The organism is Cereibacter sphaeroides 2.4.1 (assembly GCF_000012905.2).
GTDB classification, from domain to species: Bacteria; Pseudomonadota; Alphaproteobacteria; order Rhodobacterales; family Rhodobacteraceae; genus Cereibacter_A; species Cereibacter_A sphaeroides.
The window spans coordinates 1789277-1805206 of the sequence record NC_007493.2 but is presented as its reverse complement, the minus strand read 5'-3'; the positions used below and the strand labels follow the sequence as shown (position 1 = coordinate 1805206).

Genomic DNA, 15930 nt, shown 5'->3' with positions numbered 1-15930 from the left:
TCAGAGCGCCTTTCCGTCGGCGCCGAAGCGGTGGATCTTGTCGGCCTGCGGCGTGAGCCAGACCCGGTCGCCGTGGTGGACGCCGAACTCTCCGCCCGTCCGCACGGTGAGGGTGGACATCCCCGCGACATGCACATGCAGGAACGTGTCCGAGCCGAGATGTTCCGAGACGCCGACCTCGCCCTCCCACGCCCCCGCCTCGCGCGACAGGTCGATATGCTCGGGGCGGATCCCGATGGTGGTGGCGCCGTGTTTCGCGGCCTCTGGCCCCTCGATCAGGTTCATCTTCGGGCTGCCGATGAAGCCCGCCACGAAGAGGTTCGCCGGATTGCGGTAGAGGGTGAGGGGCGAGCCCACCTGCTCGATCCGGCCCGCGTTCAGCACCACGATCTTGTCGGCCATGGTCATGGCCTCGACCTGATCGTGGGTGACATAGATCATCGTGGTCTCGAGCGACTGGTGCAGCTCGGTGATCTCGAGCCGCATGTTGACCCGCAGCGCGGCATCGAGGTTCGAGAGCGGCTCGTCGAACAGGAAGGCCGCCGGCTCGCGCACGATGGCGCGCCCGATGGCCACCCGCTGGCGTTGCCCGCCCGAGAGCTGGCCGGGGCGGCGGTCGAGATAGTTGGTGAGGTTCAGGATCTTGGCCGCATTCGCCACGCGCCGCTCGATCTCCTGCGGCTCCATCTTCGCCATCCGCAGCGGGAAGGCGATGTTCTTCTTCACCGTCATGTGCGGATAGAGCGCGTAGCTCTGAAACACCATGGCGAGGCCGCGCTTCGCCGGCGGCATCTCGGTGGCGTCGCGCCCGTCGATCATGATCTGGCCGTCCGACACATCCTCGAGGCCCGCGATTAGGCGCAGCAGCGTGGATTTGCCGCAGCCCGAGGGGCCGACGAAGACGACGAACTCGCCATCCTCGATGTCGAGGTCGAGCGAGGGGATGACGACCGCCTCACCGAACCGCTTCTGGACGTTGCGCAGGGTTATCTTGCCCATGTGGCCCTCACTTCACCGCGCCGAAGGTCAGGCCGCGGACGAGTTGTTTCTGGCTGAACCAGCCAAGGATCAGGATCGGCGCGATGGCCATGGTCGAGGCCGCCGACAGTTTGGCGTAGAAGAGGCCCTCGGGGCTGGAATAGCTCGCGATGAACTGCGTGAGCGGGGCCGCCCGCGAGGTGGTCAGCTGCAGCGTCCAGAAGGCCTCGTTCCAGGCGAGGATCACGTTCAGAAGCAGCGTCGAGGCGATGCCCGGCACGGCCATCGGCGTGAGGATATAGAGGATCTCGGAGCCGAGCGTCGCCCCGTCCATCCGCGCGGCCTCGAGGATCTCGCCCGGGATCTCCTTGAAGTAGGTATAGAGCATCCAGACCACGATCGGCAGGTTGATGAGCGTGAGCACGATCACGAGGCCGATCCGCGTGTCGAGAAGGCCCGTGTCGCGGAAGATCAGATAGAGCGGGATGAGCACGCCCACCGCCGGCATCATCTTGGTCGACAGCATCCACATCAGCACGTCCTTCGTCCGCCGGCCCGGCACGAAGGCCATGGCCCAGGCGGCGGGGATCGCGATGGCGAGCGCCACCAGGGTCGAACCCAGCGAGATCACCACCGAATTCATGAAGTGGCGGGCGTAGTTCGACCGTTCCTGCACATCGGCGTAGGATTGCAGGGTCCAGTCCGAGAAGAGCATGGCGAAGGGCGCCTTGATGGCGTCTCCTTCCGATTTGAAGCTCATCAGCACCGTCCAGAGGATCGGGAAGAAGATGAGGAAGGCGACCGTCCAGGCGGCGAGCGTGACGATCAGCGTGCGGCGGGTTGAGGTGCGGCGTGACATGTCAGGCGTCCAGATTCTTGCCGATCATGCGCATCAGGAAGATCGCCACGATATTGGCGAGCACCACGGCGACGATGCCGCCGGCCGACCCGCCCCCCACGTCGTAATTCAGGAGCGACTGCGCATAGACGAGGTAGGTGATGTTGGTCGAGGCCGTGCCGGGTCCGCCGTTCGTCGTGACGAGGATCTCGGCGAAGACGCCCAGAAGGAAGATGGTCTGGATCAGCACCACCACGGTGATGGCCCGCGTCAGGTGCGGCACGGTGATGTGGATGAACCGGTCGAGCGCCGAGGCGCCGTCCATCTCGGCCGCCTCCATCTGCTCGCGGTCGAGCGACTGGAGCGCCGTCAGAAGGATCAGCGTGGCGAAGGGCAGCCACTGCCAGGCCACGATGCCGATGATCGAGGCCAGCGGCGCCTGCGACAGGAAGTCGAACGGCGGAAGGCCGAGGCCGCGGGCGATATGGGCGAACATCCCGTTCACGGGGTTCATGAACATGTTCTTCCAGACCAGCGCCGAGACGGTGGGCATGACGAAGAAGGGCGCGATCACCAGCACGCGGACGATGCCCTGACCCCAGAAGGGCTGGTCGAGCAGGAGCGCGAGAAGAACCCCGCCCACCACGGTGATGAGAAGGACGCCCACCACGAGGAGGATCGTGTTGGTCAGGGCCGCGGAGAAGGCCGGATCGGTCAGGAAGTAATAGTAATTGTCCCAGCCGGTGAAGCTCTCCATCCCCGGCATGAGGAGGTTGTAGCGCAGGAAGCTGAAGTAGAGCGTCATCGACAGCGGCACGATCATCCACAGGAACAGGAGGATCACGGCCGGGGAAATCATCAGACGCGCCGCAGTCTTTGAATGCTGGGTCGCCATGGAGGCCTCGGGGCTGATGGGGCGGAAAGGCCTCCGGCGGATGCGGCCGGAAGCGGCAAGCGCATGCGGGCCGGCCGGTCAGGGCCGGCCCGCGGAAGGGCCTACTTGATGTAGCCCGCGCGGGTCATTTCGCGCGTCGTGAACTGCTGGGCCGCCTGAAGCGCCTGCTCGGCCGACATCGAGCCCGCGAGAGCCGCCGAGAACTGCTGGCCCACGGCGGTGCCGATGCCCTGGAACTCGGGGATCGCCACGAACTGCACGCCGACGTAAGGCACCGGATCGACGGCCGGGTGGGTCGGGTCAGCCGCGTTGATGCTGTCGAGCGTCATCTTCGCGAACGGCACCTTCTGATATTCCGGGTTCTCGTAGAGCGAGATCCGCGTCCCCGGAGGCACGTTGGCCCAGCCTTCCTTCGAGGCCACCAGCTCGGCATAGTCCTTCGAGGTCGCCCAGGCGATGAACTGCTTGGCGGCATCGACCTTCTGCGAGCCCGCCGGGATCGCGAGGTTCCAGGCCCAGAGCCAGTTGGCCCGCTTGCCCTTGCCGGTATCGGGGGCGAGCGCGAAGCCCACCTTGTCGGCCACCGTGGATTCCTCGGGGTTGGTCACGAAGGAGGCGGCCACCGTCGCGTCGATCCACATGCCGCACTTGCCCTGCTGGAACAGCGCGAGGTTCTCGTTGAAGCCGTTGTTCGAGGCGCCGGGCGGGCCGTAGTTCGTCATCATGTCGAGATAGTCGGTCAGCGTGGCCTTCCAAGCCTCGCCGTCGAACTGCGGCTGCCAGTTCTCGTCGAACCAGCGCGCGCCGTAGCTGTTGGCCATGGCGGTGAGGAAGGCCATGTTCTCGCCCCAGCCCGCCTTGCCGCGCAGGCAGATGCCGTAGACCTCGGCATCCTTGTCGGTCATCTTCTGCGCCGCTTCCTTCACGAAGTCCCAGGTGGGGGCGTCGGGCATCGTCAGCCCCGCCTTCTCCATCAGGTCCTTGCGATACATGATCATCGAGCTCTCGCCGTAGAAGGGCGCGGCATAGAGCTCGCCGTCGACGGTCAGGCCGTTGCGGATCGCGGGCAGGATGTCGTCGGCATCATACTCCGGCGGCAGGTCGTTCAGGCTCACGAGCCAGCCCTGCTTGCCCCAGATCGGAACCTCGTAGGTGCCGATGGTCAGCACGTCGAACTGCCCGCCCTTCGTGGCGATGTCGGTCGTGACCTTCTGGCGCAGCACGTTTTCCTCGAGCGTCACCCACTCGACGGTGATGTCGGGGTGCTGCGCGTTGAACTCGGACATGAGCCCCTGCATGCGGATCATGTCGCCGTTGTTGACAGTCGCCACGGTGATGGTTTCGGCGCCGGCGGCGGACGAGAGCGCAGCCACGGCGCACGCGCCCATCAGGGCGCGAAATCTTGCGGTCATCAGTATCCTCCCTGGCCTGCACGGTGAGCATTATTTCGTGCGGCGAATAATTACTCACCGAGGGGTGCCAGCCTGTCAAATACTTTTTGCCGCGCCTTTTGGCGGTTTCAGGACAGAAGTGCCTGCGCCGTGAGCTCGTCGGTGATCAGGCCGTTGAAAAGACGGCCCCTTAGGCCTGCGTGCAGCGCCGCGAGCTTGCGTCTGCCGCCTGCGATGGCGACCACTGTCCGATCCTCGGAAAGTTCGACACGGACGCCCGCAACTCGCTGATTGATGCTGGTTTCGAGGTAGCGGCCCTCCGAGTCGAAGACCCATCCCGCCACCTCTCCGACCGCGCCCAGCTCCTGCATCTCGGCCAGTTCGTCGGGCGTGATGAACCCGTCCTTCAGGAGCGGCGCGTCCTCGCCCATCTGTCCCAGCCCGACGAAGGTCACATCGGCATTGCGGGCAAGCCGCAGCACCGACTGCACGGGCTTCAGCGCATGAAACAGCTCCCGCTCCGCCGCATCCTGCGCGATGACGGGCATCGGCATCGGATAGTGCGGCGCGCGCACACGGTCGGCGATGCGGAAGATCACATCGTAGTAGGAGGCCGAGCCATCCGCCGAGATATTCCCGTTGAGCGACACGATCTTGTGCTGCTCGCAGACCATCGAGGTCATCTCCTCGACGGTGGCGCGCAGCGACCGGCCGGTGCCGAAGGCCACCACCATCGGCCGCTCCGAGCGCAGCACCCGCTCCACCTCGGCGGCGGCGGTGGGGGCGATGGAGGGCAGGGGATCCACCTCGGACCCGAGGCTCGGCGCCACGCGGGCCAGCTTCAGCCCGAAGCGTCGGATCAGAGCGGCTTCCAGATGCAGGCAGCCCGAGACCCGATGCTCGAGCCGGACATGGATCAGCCGTTCGGAGATGGCCCGGCTCACCAGTCGCTGCGCCCTCTGGCGCGAGGTGCCGAGTTCCCGCGCGATCTGGTCTTGCGTCAGGCCTGCGACGTAATAGAGCCAGCCCGCGCGTGCGGCGTCGTCGAGGGGCGTCGGCTCGCTCTCGGGCCGGTCGATCATGTCAGGATCTCGCAGTTGGCCCGGCGCAGGCCGGGCAGGGTCTCGTAGAAACGGTCGAAGCTGTCGAACCGCCGGTGCGGCCGGGCATCGGGCGCATCCTCGGGGGATCGGTTCGCGAAATGGCTGCCGCCGGTGAAGCGCCAGACCTGCATCCCGGCCGCGAGGCCTGCGCGCACGCCGGGCTCGGTATCCTCGATCACGAGGCAGCGTGCGGGCGCGACGCCCATCTCGGCCGCGGCGAGCAGGAACAGATCGGGCGCGGGCTTGCCCCGCGCCACCTGACTCGCGGTGAAGCAGCGCCCCTCGAAGAGGGCGGCAAGGCCCGTGATCTCGAGCGAGCGCGTGAGCCGGGCCGGCGTGCTCGACGTGGCGAGGCAGAAGGGCACCGCCAGCGCGCGGACGGTCTCCGCCGCGCCGGGCATGGCCCGGAGGCCGGTCTCGAAGGCCGCCAGCAGCCGGGCGCGTTCCCCGGCCTGAAAAGTTTCGGGCAGGGTCACGCCGAACTGGCGCTGAACGACCTCCTGAACGACCGGGAAGCTGCGGCCAAGAAAATGCCGATGCACGAAGGCCTCGTCGACCCGCGCGCCCGCCCGGTCCAGCTCTGCGATGAGGACGGCCACGGCCAGAACTTCCGAATCGACCAGAACCCCGTCGCAATCGAAAATGACAAGCCCGATATCCATCCGCAGACACTAGGCGAGCGCAGTTCGCCGAGTAAAGCGGCTTGATGGGCCGTATCCGGCCGCTTTGCGGGCACCGGCGGGAACATTCCCCACTGCCCCCCGTTCGTCAGGCGATCCGGTGGGCAAGGCCTTGCCGAACGTTCGCAACCGACATGAAGGAGATGCCATATGGCTTTGTTCTCGAAAGACATCCGTTCGATGGACGATCTCTATACCCACATGCTGCAGGACATCTACTACGCCGAGCAGCAGATCGAGAAGGCGCTGCCGAAGATGATCGAGAAGGCGGGCGACGCCGGCCTGCGCGAGGGGTTCGAGCATCATCTCGACGAGACCCGCACCCATGTCTCGCGGCTCGAGCGCGTCTTCGCCCTGCTGGGGCAGGATGCTAAGGGCACGACCTGTCCCGCGATCGACGGGATCATCAAGGAAGCCAATGAAGTGGCGGGCGATATCGCCGAGCAGGACGTGCTGGATGCGGCCCTCGCCGCCGCGGCCCAGGCGGTCGAACATTACGAAATGACCCGCTACGGCACGCTCATCGCCTGGTCGAAGGAACTGGGGCGCCCGGAAGTGGCGTCGATCCTCGAGCAGACCCTGTCCGAGGAGAAGGCGGCCGACATGAAGCTCACGAAGCTGGCCGAGGCCCGCCTGAACCGCGCGGCGTGACGGACTGCGGGAGCGGCGTTCGGCGTCGTTCCCGCAGCTTGCCTGCACGGCTTCCGCCGAGGGGGCGCGACGCTCGATCCCGAAGCGGCAGGTGCCTGGCGCAGAAGCGGACGAGAGTCCCGCCGCCGCGCGCGGTGACCGGCCAAAGGGTGGCCGGATACTCGATGAGAGGTCCGGAAGGTGTCGAAGCCGCTCAGATGATGCCGAGATTGCGTGCCGTCACCACGGCCTGCGTGCGGTTCGTGGCGCCCAGCTTCTTGCAGATCGACTTCACATGCATCTTGATCGTCGGTTCGGCAAGATTAAGCCCGTGCGCTATCTCCTTGTTCTGGCGGCCTTCCGCCAGATAGGACATGACGAGCATCTCCTTTTCCGTAAGCCGTCCGCCCGAGCTGTCGGGGGCCTGGCGCCGATCACGCGCCAGCTCGAGCGGCAGGTAATGCTCGCCCGCATGCATGAACCGGATCGCATTGCCGAGGCTGCGCACCGGCGTCGTCTTGAGCACGATCCCCGAGGCGCCGGTAGCAAGGATCTCATCCACCATCCGCGGGGTCGGGTTCGAGGTCAGGATCGCGACCGGCTTGCCCGCGGACAGCTTGATCGCCCGCACGAGGCCGGCGACCCCGTTCATTCCGGGCATGTTCAGATCGAGAAGGGTGACGTCGAAGGGCCCGTGTTCCTTGATCCGCTCGAGAGCCTCGTCGAGGCTCTTGGCGGTCTTCACGGTCATCTCCGAGGATGCGGTCAAAAAGAGCGAGAACATCTCGACGACCATCTCGTGATCGTCGGCAATGAGAACGCTGAGCTTTTGGGGCGTCTGGGTCATGATACGCTCGCTTCTATCCTGCACGCAAACCTTCGGGGGCCTCGGCCGTGCCGGAGGAGTAGTCTCCGAAAAGTCGAGCCTTCCCTCCATAAGCTGCACACATCCGAAAAAATGAAAAGAGACAAGTGGCGTGGCATGGCTCTACTCTCCCGCGCCGATTTCATGACATTCGTTGGGTCAGTATATATGCTTAGGTATATTAGCGCATTCTTAAGCGGTGCTGTCTAAGCAAAGCTTGCTTGGTATTGATGCTCGCGAGGGCATTTGTGCAATGGAGATGTGGAATGACCCTAGCCGCGGGTAACTTCCTGGCTCTTGTTCTGGCTGTCTCGGCCGCGGGTGCTCCGGCCCTCGCGACCCAGACGGATGTCCTGCCGGCCCCGGTCGAGGCTCCGCTCCTCACCGTTCAGGGCGCCATCGGCGTCACGAATGCCGAGGGACGGGCGGAGTTCGATCTGCCGATGCTTCGGTCGCTGCCAGCGCGCAGCTTCCAGACCTCCACGGTCTGGACCGAAGGCGTGCACGAGTTCGAGGGCGTGCCGCTGCGGACGCTGCTCGAGCGGCTCGGGGCCGCCAAAGATGCCTCGGTCTCGGCGGTGGCCGTCAACGATTATGCCGTAGAGATCCCCGCCTCCGCCATCGAGGACGATGCCCCGATCATCGCCTATCACATTGACGGCGCGACCTTCTCGCGCCGCGAGAAGGGGCCGCTCTGGGTGATCTTCCCGTATGACGAGGATGCGCGCTACCGCTCCGAGGTGACCTACGGTCAGAGCATCTGGCAGCTCGACAGGTTGACCGTGCACCCATGACCGAGCGCCCCCGCATACCGGACGGAGGCGAGCGGGGAGCAGAGGTTCAGGCCATGTTCTCCGAAAGCCGCGACACGGCTCCGGGGGGCGTGTTCGAGCGCTGGACGGGGTATGTGCTCGTCCTCGCGGTCGGCGTCACGGCTCTGGTGGCGGCGATCTTCATCTTTTCCGACATCGACAAGCAGCTCGAGCAGAATCGGGTCGCCCATCTCGACAACCGGACCTGGGTGCTCGCGCAGTTCGAGGTGGATGTGCTGAATCTCGCCTCGGCGGCGCAGATGGCCGCCTATCGGTCGGACGATCCGGCCCGACTCGACGAGCTCCGCAAGAGGTTCGACATCCTCTACAGCCGCGTGGACATCGTCCGCGGATTCGAAAGCGGCACCATTGCACCGCTCGAGGCCGACGTGCTGCCGATCTTCGACGGGCCGGAGGGGTTCTTCGCCCGCTGGATCCCCGTCATCGACGGGCCGGATGCGGACCTGAGAGCCGCTCTTCCGCAGCTGATCGGGGAGCTCGAGAGGGATGCGGGATCGGTCCGCTCGGGCGTGGTGCGCGCGCTCGGGGAAGTGATGACCGTCTCGGACGCGCGGCGCGCGACGCTGCGCCAGTCGCTCCAGACGTTCGCACTGGCGGCCCTCGGACTTCTGGGGCTGATGGGGGTGCTGATCGCCGTGGTGATCGTGCAGAGCAACGCCCGCCGTCGCCGCGGAATGCTGCTCGAACGGTCGGTCCACAACCTGCGCGCCACCATCGAATCCTCGCTGGATGCGGTGGTGGTGCTCGACCACATGGGGCGGGTGGTCGAATGTAACCGTGCGGCGCTGGACATGTTCCGCTGGTCGCCGCAGACGGCCGAAGGCACGAATTTCGTCGACTATATCCGCACGGACGATGCTGACGGGTTGCTGCGTCCTCACGCGCGGGGCGAGGAAGAGGCGGAGCTGAACCCGACCGGGCGCGACGGGCGCATTACGATGATGGCGCAGCGCACGAACGGCTCGACCTTCCCGGTCGAGGTCTCGGTGGCCGAGGCGCAGGGCGCGTCGCAGGATCCGTTCTTCATCGCCTTCATCCGCGACATCTCCGAGCGGCTCGAGCGTGAGGAGAGCCTGAAGAAGGCGCGCAATGACGCGCTGAAGGGCGAAGAGGCCAAGTCGCGCTTCCTCGCGGTCATGAGCCACGAGATGCGGACGCCGCTCAACGGGCTGATGGCTGCCTCCGACCTGCTGCAGACCTCGACGGATCTCACCGACAGACAGCGCTGGCTCACCGACATCGTGATCGGCTGCGGCTCGGCGGCACTCGATCAGGTGAACAACGTGCTCGAGCTGACGCGGCTGTCGGACAAGGACGGCGCGAGCTACGCCCGCACGGTCTTCTCGCCGGTGGATCTCATCGAGGGGCTGATCCGGCAGAACCAGCCGCAGGCCGACAAGCGCGGCAACAAGCTGTGGTTCGCGCAGCCCAAGAACCCGGTGCCGCCCGTGCTCGGGCAGCGCCACCTGTTCCTGCGGGTGATGTACAACCTGATCGGCAATGCCATCAAGTTCACCGACAATGGCAAGGTCTCGGTCGAGCTGCTCTGGCACCCGGGCCGCACGTCCGGCACCGTCGACCTCTGCATCCATGTGGGCGATACGGGCATCGGCATTGCGGAGGAGCATCTCGACACGATCTTCCGCAATTTCGAGACGCTCGACGCCTCCTACGGGCGCATCCGCGAAGGGACGGGCCTCGGCCTCGGCATCGCCAAGCTCGCCGCCGAGACCATGGGCGGGCAGATCGACGTCCAGAGCAAGCTGGGGCTCGGATCCGTCTTCACGCTTCGCCTGCAGCTGCCCGTGGCGCAGGGGGCCGAGGCGGCCCAGGAGGAGTTCGCGGAGGATGCGCCATCGGCCGGGGACGGCGCCCGCGCGATCCTCGTGGTCGATGACAATGCGATCAACCGTCAGCTCCTCGCCGAGATCCTGCGGATGGCGGGGCACGAGGTGGCGACGGCCGAGGATGGCGCCGAGGCGGCCGAGGCGGCTGGCGCCCGCCGCTTCGACCTGATCCTGATGGATGTCTCGATGCCGCGCGTGGACGGGCTCGAGGCCACGCGACGGATCCGGCGGGCCGGCGCCTCGACCGACACGCCCATCCTCGGTGCCACGGCCCATGCCGACCCGGACCGTGTCCCCGACTTCCTCGCAGCCGGCATGAATGACGTGCTGGTGAAGCCCATCACGCGCTCGGCGCTGTTTCGCGCCATCCGCCAGTTCACGGAAACCAGCGCCGCGGTCGAGGAGGTGCTCCCCGCTGGCGACCCGCCACCCGACGATCTGCCGCTGATCGACGCCGAGCTGCGGGCCGACCTCGAGGGCAATCTCGGGCCCGATTATATCGCGGGCATGATCGGCAGGGTGCTGAGCGAGACGGGCGACGCGCTCCCCGAGATGCGGCGCCTGCACGAGGCGGGCGATCATCTGGCGGCCGCCAAGCTCGCGCACCGGACGGCGGGGGCGGCGGCGGCCGTGGGCCTCATGGCGCTGCACCGCAGCCTTGCGAGCTACGAAACGGCAGCCGACGCGTCGAACACGGCTGAGGCCGCGCGCGCGCTCGAGAGCCTGCCCGCGACGCTGGAACGCACCGCTGCCGCCTGTCAGGCCACCGCCGCCTGAGCCACGCCCCGCGCCGGGCGGGCTTGCTCCTGCCGATGGTGACGGTCGCTCGGCCTGTTGCGCCGTTCCCCCCGGTTCGTCCGGCCCTCTTGTGACGCGGGGACGGCCCGTCCCTCGATCGAAACCCTGAAAGGCTTGGCGCAGCGAGGCTCGACGCGGTTCGGTCGTTTGGAATGCACCGTCCGCCGCGGCACACGGAACCCCGCGCAACGCCTGGTCCGCGGCACGGGGCGGCCTCTGCCTGGAGCGGGAGCAGATGCGCACCGGCTCGATCCTGCCGTCATGCTGACGTCGTGGGCGGCGCAGTCCCATCTGGAGCCTTGCCGACGCCCGGTTCGCCGCCGATTTCTTCCGCATCCTCTGCGGGATCGGTGTCCCCGAAGGCCGCGAGGGCGGCGAATGCGGCGGGATTGAAGCCCTGGGGCCGCCCCCGCACAGGGGGGGCCTCTGCAGGCGGAGCAACGCCTTTGGCGGTCGGGGCGGGATCGTCCTCAGGGGCGCCAACCGCGTCAGGATCCGGTTCCTCCGAGGCCGCCGGGGCCGCGGCATCGAGCGTCTGCAGCCGCCCCACTGCCGGGACGTCGGCGGAGGGCTGGCCGCCGGATGTCACGAAGGCGGCCTGCGTCGGCGGATGGAGACCCGGAGAGGGCGGCTCTTTCTCGCCGGTGGCGGGTGCCGGGATGGTCTCCGTGCCGGGATCTTCGGCCGCAGCACGCCGGGACCGGCGCGGGCCCCTTGAGGCGCGCGCCTTGGGAGCTGTCTCTTCCACGGCGGTCCCTTCGGACGCGGCGCCGGCCGATGTCTTGCGGCGCGCGCTGCGCTTCGGCCGGCGCGCAGGTCCGGCGGCGTGAGGCGGCTCCGCGGACGTGCCGTCCGCGTCAGGATCTCCTGCAACGGCGGCCTCTTGCGGGGCATCGGGCGGCGAAGGCTCCGTCTCGGCGGGACCTGCCTCCATCTCTTCGGCGACGCCCGCAGTGAGGAGCCGCGCCGCATCCTCGAGCGTCACCGAGAGTGCCGCGCCCTTCGGAAACTGGCCGGGGCCGCGCGGGCCGTCCTCGGTCAGGCGGATCCGGGTCCAGCCCTCGTCCGGGGGGGCGGCATCCGCGGCGGGTTCCTCCTCGGCATCCTCGAAGAGCGCCATCATGGCCGAAAGATCGAGCTGCGGGATCACCACGGGCTTCGGCGCCGGCGGCTCGGGGGCGGGCGGCTCCGGCTCCGGCTCGGGTTCCGGCATGACGGCGGGAGGCGCCAGCGCCGGCGCGCCGCGCAGGAGCGCGATCCGGGCGGCGAGCAACGCGCGTCGGGCCGGACCGGGGGCGGCCGCGGCATGGAGGGCTTCGAGACGCGCGAGGCCCTCCCTCCGGTCCAGAGGCTCGAGAAGCGCCAGCACGGCGCGCGCGGCCGCGTCGAGCGCGGGATGACGGGCCAGATCGGACGACGCGGGCATCGCTTTCTCCTCGGAGGCTGGGCATCTGGCATCGTCCTTGCAAGTCCCGGTCCAGATGCCGCCCGCGCGGCGGCGCCAAGGAGGAACGGATGACGGGATTTCGCGATCAGCTGGGGGTCCATGCGCAGGCCCTCGTCCTGCGCGAGACGCGCAACAACCTGCTGACCTCGAACATCGCGAATGCCGCGACCCCGCATTACAAGGCGCGCGACATCGACTTCGGAGCGGAGCTCGCCCGGGCGTCGGGCAACGGCACGCTGCGCACCACCGAGGCGCGCCATTTCGCGGCGGGCGGCCCGGCCGCGAGGGGCGAGGCGCTCTACCGCGATCCGGTCACGCCCTCGCTCGACGGCAACACGGTCGAGATGGCCGTGGAGCAGATGGAATTTGCGGAAAACACCCTGCGCTACCAGACGAGCCTCGCGCTCCTCAACCGGCGCATCTCGGGCCTGATGACGGCGATCAAGGGGGAATGATGAACGGGATCGACAGTGTCTTCGACGTGGGCGCGCGGGCGCTCTCGGCGCAGATGGTGCGGATGAACACGGTGGCGAGCAACCTCGCCAATGCGGGCACCGTCTCGGACAAGGCCGAGACGGCCTTCCGGCCGCTGCGGCCCGTGTTCGAGACGAGCTATGCCGATGCGGTGGGCCGGACCGGCCTCTCGACCACGGATGTGGCGGGCGTCGTCAGCCTCGACCGCGAGCCCGCGCGGGTCTACCGGCCCGATCATCCGCAGGCCGATCCCGAAGGCTATGTCTGGGAGGCGCCGGTCTCGGTCGACGAGGAGATGGTCGAGATGATGGAGGCGAGCCGCCAGTATCAGAACACGCTCGAGGCGGTCTCGACGCTGCGGTCGCTCATGGCCCGCACCGCCAGCATGGGGCAGTGAGATGACGACCGCCGTCGACGCTTCCTATGCCACGGGGCTCGCCCTCCAGACCTCGACGCAGGCCAAGGGCAAGTCGAACCTCGGCCAGCAGGATTTCCTGACGCTGCTGACCACGCAGCTCCAGAACCAGGACCCGTTCCAGCCGATGGAGAACGGCGAGTTCCTGGCCCAGATGGCACAGTTCTCGACCGTGTCCGGGATCGAGCAGCTCAACAGCACGCTGACCGGGATCGGCGACGGGCTCGGTGCCTTCCGCACAGCCACGGCCGCCTCGCTGATCGGCAAGTCGGTGCTGGTGCCGGGCACGCTCGTGCGCGCCGACGGCACGGGGACGGTGCGCGGCGCGGTCACGCTCACCGATCCGGCCGAGGCGCTGGTCGTGACCTATTCGAACAGCGTGACGGGCGAGCTCCTCCACAGTCAGACCCTCGGGGCGCAGAGCGCGGGCGATGTGAGCTTCGGCTGGGACGGCGTGCCGTCCTCGCTCGTTTCCTCCCGCGTGCCGCTGCGGGTGAGCGTCACGGCCGCCTCGTCCGACGGCTCGGTCCCGCTCGCCCCGAAGGTCTATGCCCGCGTCCTGTCGGTCGGCACCAGCGCCGACGGCAAGAGCACGGTCCTCGAGGTCGAGGACAAGGGCAATGTCGCCGCCGACACCGTCACCTCCTTCCGCTGATCCCCGACTTACAGGAGCCACTCCATGTCGATCAACACCGCCCTCTCGGGGCTCTCCGCCGCCCAGCACGACATCGCCGCCACGTCGCACAACATCGCCAACGTGGGCACCATCGGCTTCCGCGGCAGCCGCGCGGAATTCGCGGACGTGTTCAACTCCTCGCCCTACAGCATCTCGCGGACGGCAGTGGGCTCGGGCGTGCAGACGCTGCGCACCGCCATGCAGTTCAGCCAGGGCTCGGTGGTGGCCACGGGCAACACGCTCGATCTGGCCATCGAGGGGCAGGGCTTCTTCGCCACCGAGCCCGCCGTCGGGCCCAACTCCGCCAAGCCGGAGCCGATCTACACCCGCGCGGGCGCCTTCGGCCTCAATGCCGAGGGCGTGGCGATCAATGCCTCGGGTCAGAAGCTGCTCGCCTGGCCGGTGAGCGTGGAAGGCGACGCGCTGAGCCAGGTGCCGGGCTCGGCCACGCCGCTGACCATTCCGCTCACGATGGGATCGCCGGTGGGGACGAGCACGGTTGCGCTGTCGGTCGATCTGCCGACCGACAATGCGATGCTGGGCACGCAGGCGGCCGTTCCGCCCGCCGCAGCCTTCGATCCGGCCGATCCGACCACCTACGCCGCTGTCACGGCAGTTCCCATCTTCGATGCGAAGGGCAATGCGGTCGAGGCGGCGGCCTATTTCATCAAGACCGCGAACCCCACCGCGGGCAACCCCCAGACAGACTGGGCGGTGCGGCTCGTGGTGGCGGGCGAGCCGCTGACGCCGGCACAGGGCGACCTCACCTTCGACGCGACCGGCGCGCTCTCGGGCGGCACGGGCGCGCTCAGCTTCACGGCGGCTTCGGGCAGCAGCTACACGCTCGATCTCACCGAGACCCAGCTCGCCGACCGGAGCTTCGAGGTCAATACCGTGAGCCAGGACGGCAAGAGCGCCTCGGCGCTGACCAGCCTCGAGGTGGATGCGAGCGGCACGGTCTGGGCCGCCTACGGTGCGGGCAGCCCGGTCGCCATGGGGCAGGTGGTGCTCGTGACCTTCGCCAACCCGCAGGCGCTGCGCCAGCTCGGGGCCTCGGGCTTCGCCGCCACCGCCGATTCCGGTCAGCCCGTCGCGGGCACGGCGGGCGACTCCGGCTTCGGGATCATCCGGGCCGGCGCGCTGGAACATGCCAACGTGGACCTCACCGAGGAGCTCGTCCATCTCATCACCGCGCAGCGCAACTATCAGGCCTCGGCCAAGGCGATGGAGACCTCGAACTCGCTCATGCAGACGATCATGAACATCCGCAGCTGAGGCGGCTCATGGACCGGCTGATCCACACCGCGCTGAACTCGCTGGCGAACCTGCGCGACACGCGGGTGATCCAGGCGCAGAACCTCGCCAACCAGACCGTGCCGGGCTTCCGGCGCGATCTGACGAACGAGGGCGACGCGCGGTTCCTCAAGGCGATGGACGCGGCCTCGGCGCGGGCCTTCCAGACCGAGCGGGGGCCGCATCTCTTCTCCTCCGCGCCGGGTCTTCTGAACCAGACCGGCGAGCCGATGGATGTGGCCATCGCCGAGGAGGGCTGGTTCTTCGTCCAGCCCGAGGGGGGCGAGCCCGCCCTGTCGCGCCGGGGCGACCTGCGGCTCACGGCCGACGGGCGGCTTCTGAACGGAGCGGGCGAGGCGATGCTCGATCCGGCGATGCAGCCGATCGAGCTGCCGCCCGTGCGCGCGCTCATCGTCGACGAGACGGGCCGCATCCTCTACGAGCCGCAGGACGGCCCGCCCGGCCAGCAGGTCGAGGGGCCGCTGATCGCCACCACGATCCCCGACGGCGTGACGCTGCGCAAGGATCCCGACGGCCGGATCCGGGCCGGGGGCGAGCCCCTGCCGCCGCCCGACCAGCGCGCCCGCGTGCTGCAGGGCGTGCTCGAGGGCTCGAACGTCAATACGATGGAGGAGCTCGTCTCCTCGATCGAACTGCAGCGCACCTTCGAGCTCAACCTCCGCATGATCTCCTCGGCCAAGGAGCTGGACGAGAGCGGCGCGCGGCTCCTGCGTCCGCCCGAGTGACCTGTGGCACGGGGCTTGCAC

The 15930-nt window shown here is 68.1% G+C and carries 16 protein-coding genes; 8 read left to right on the top strand and 8 right to left on the bottom strand.

Annotation, left to right across the window (positions count from 1 at the left end; all coding sequences use genetic code 11):
• The 6 genes from RSP_RS08710 to RSP_RS08685 all read right to left on the bottom strand — a co-directional run bounded on the left by RSP_RS08710 (position 1) and on the right by RSP_RS08685 (position 5867).
• Positions 1 to 999 carry an ABC transporter ATP-binding protein gene (locus RSP_RS08710; protein ID WP_011337989.1) on the bottom strand — a complete coding sequence of 333 codons (999 nt, stop codon included), beginning with the start codon at positions 997 to 999 and terminating at the stop codon, positions 1 to 3.
• A gap of 7 nt (positions 1000 to 1006) precedes the next feature.
• On the bottom strand, positions 1007 to 1837 hold the full coding sequence (locus RSP_RS08705; protein WP_011337988.1) for a carbohydrate ABC transporter permease: 831 nt from the start codon (positions 1835 to 1837) through the stop codon (positions 1007 to 1009).
• Between the two features lies 1 nt (position 1838).
• Positions 1839 to 2711, bottom strand: a complete 873-nt coding sequence (locus RSP_RS08700; protein WP_011337987.1) for a carbohydrate ABC transporter permease — start codon at positions 2709 to 2711, stop codon at positions 1839 to 1841.
• Between the two features lie 101 nt (positions 2712 to 2812).
• Positions 2813 to 4123 (bottom strand): ABC transporter substrate-binding protein, encoded by a 1311-nt coding sequence (locus RSP_RS08695; protein WP_011337986.1) that lies wholly within the window; start codon positions 4121 to 4123, stop codon positions 2813 to 2815.
• A 107-nt stretch (positions 4124 to 4230) separates the two neighbouring features.
• Positions 4231 to 5184, bottom strand: a complete 954-nt coding sequence (locus RSP_RS08690; RefSeq protein WP_011337985.1) for a sugar-binding transcriptional regulator — start codon at positions 5182 to 5184, stop codon at positions 4231 to 4233.
• Positions 5181 to 5867 (bottom strand): HAD family hydrolase, encoded by a 687-nt coding sequence (locus RSP_RS08685; RefSeq protein ID WP_011337984.1) that lies wholly within the window; start codon positions 5865 to 5867, stop codon positions 5181 to 5183. Before RSP_RS08685 ends, RSP_RS08690 begins: the two co-directional genes overlap by 4 nt.
• A 168-nt stretch (positions 5868 to 6035) precedes the next feature.
• Between RSP_RS08685 and RSP_RS08680 the strand changes: the two genes are divergently transcribed.
• A complete protein-coding gene (locus RSP_RS08680) occupies positions 6036 to 6536 on the top strand; it encodes a YciE/YciF ferroxidase family protein (protein WP_011337983.1) in 501 nt (166 codons plus the stop codon).
• A 193-nt stretch (positions 6537 to 6729) separates the two neighbouring features.
• Here the strand turns inward: RSP_RS08680 and RSP_RS08675 are convergent, their stop codons facing one another.
• Positions 6730 to 7362, bottom strand: a complete 633-nt coding sequence (locus tag RSP_RS08675; RefSeq protein WP_002720236.1) for a response regulator transcription factor — start codon at positions 7360 to 7362, stop codon at positions 6730 to 6732.
• Between the two features lie 284 nt (positions 7363 to 7646).
• Between RSP_RS08675 and RSP_RS08670 the strand changes: the two genes are divergently transcribed.
• Both RSP_RS08670 and RSP_RS08665 read left to right on the top strand, forming a co-directional pair.
• The gene (locus tag RSP_RS08670) at positions 7647 to 8174 is read left to right on the top strand and encodes a molybdopterin-dependent oxidoreductase (RefSeq protein ID WP_011337982.1); all 528 of its coding nucleotides are present in this window, start codon (positions 7647 to 7649) and stop codon (positions 8172 to 8174) included.
• A 53-nt stretch (positions 8175 to 8227) separates the two neighbouring features.
• Entirely contained in the window at positions 8228 to 10837 is a 2610-nt protein-coding gene (locus RSP_RS08665) for a response regulator (RefSeq protein WP_017140237.1), read from the top strand.
• Between the two features lie 280 nt (positions 10838 to 11117).
• On the opposite strand, the gene RSP_RS08660 is transcribed toward RSP_RS08665, so the two are convergent.
• A complete protein-coding gene (locus RSP_RS08660; RefSeq protein ID WP_011337980.1) occupies positions 11118 to 12284 on the bottom strand; it encodes a hypothetical protein in 1167 nt (388 codons plus the stop codon).
• An 89-nt stretch (positions 12285 to 12373) separates the two neighbouring features.
• On the opposite strand from RSP_RS08660, the gene flgB reads away from it, so the two are divergent.
• From flgB to RSP_RS08635, 5 genes are read left to right on the top strand one after another with little or no spacing between them, the layout of a single operon-like run.
• Positions 12374 to 12760, top strand: a complete 387-nt coding sequence (gene flgB / locus RSP_RS08655; RefSeq protein WP_011337979.1) for a flagellar basal body rod protein FlgB — start codon at positions 12374 to 12376, stop codon at positions 12758 to 12760.
• Entirely contained in the window at positions 12760 to 13176 is a 417-nt protein-coding gene (gene flgC / locus RSP_RS08650) for a flagellar basal body rod protein FlgC (RefSeq protein ID WP_011337978.1), read from the top strand. Before flgB ends, flgC begins: the two co-directional genes overlap by 1 nt.
• 1 nt (position 13177) lies before the next feature.
• On the top strand, positions 13178 to 13849 hold the full coding sequence (locus RSP_RS08645; protein WP_011337977.1) for a flagellar hook assembly protein FlgD: 672 nt from the start codon (positions 13178 to 13180) through the stop codon (positions 13847 to 13849).
• A 24-nt stretch (positions 13850 to 13873) separates the two neighbouring features.
• Entirely contained in the window at positions 13874 to 15145 is a 1272-nt protein-coding gene (locus RSP_RS08640; protein ID WP_011337976.1) for a flagellar hook protein FlgE, read from the top strand.
• 8 nt (positions 15146 to 15153) lie between these two features.
• Entirely contained in the window at positions 15154 to 15909 is a 756-nt protein-coding gene (locus RSP_RS08635; protein WP_009563954.1) for a flagellar basal body rod protein FlgF, read from the top strand.
• Positions 15910 to 15930 lie beyond the last annotated feature (21 nt).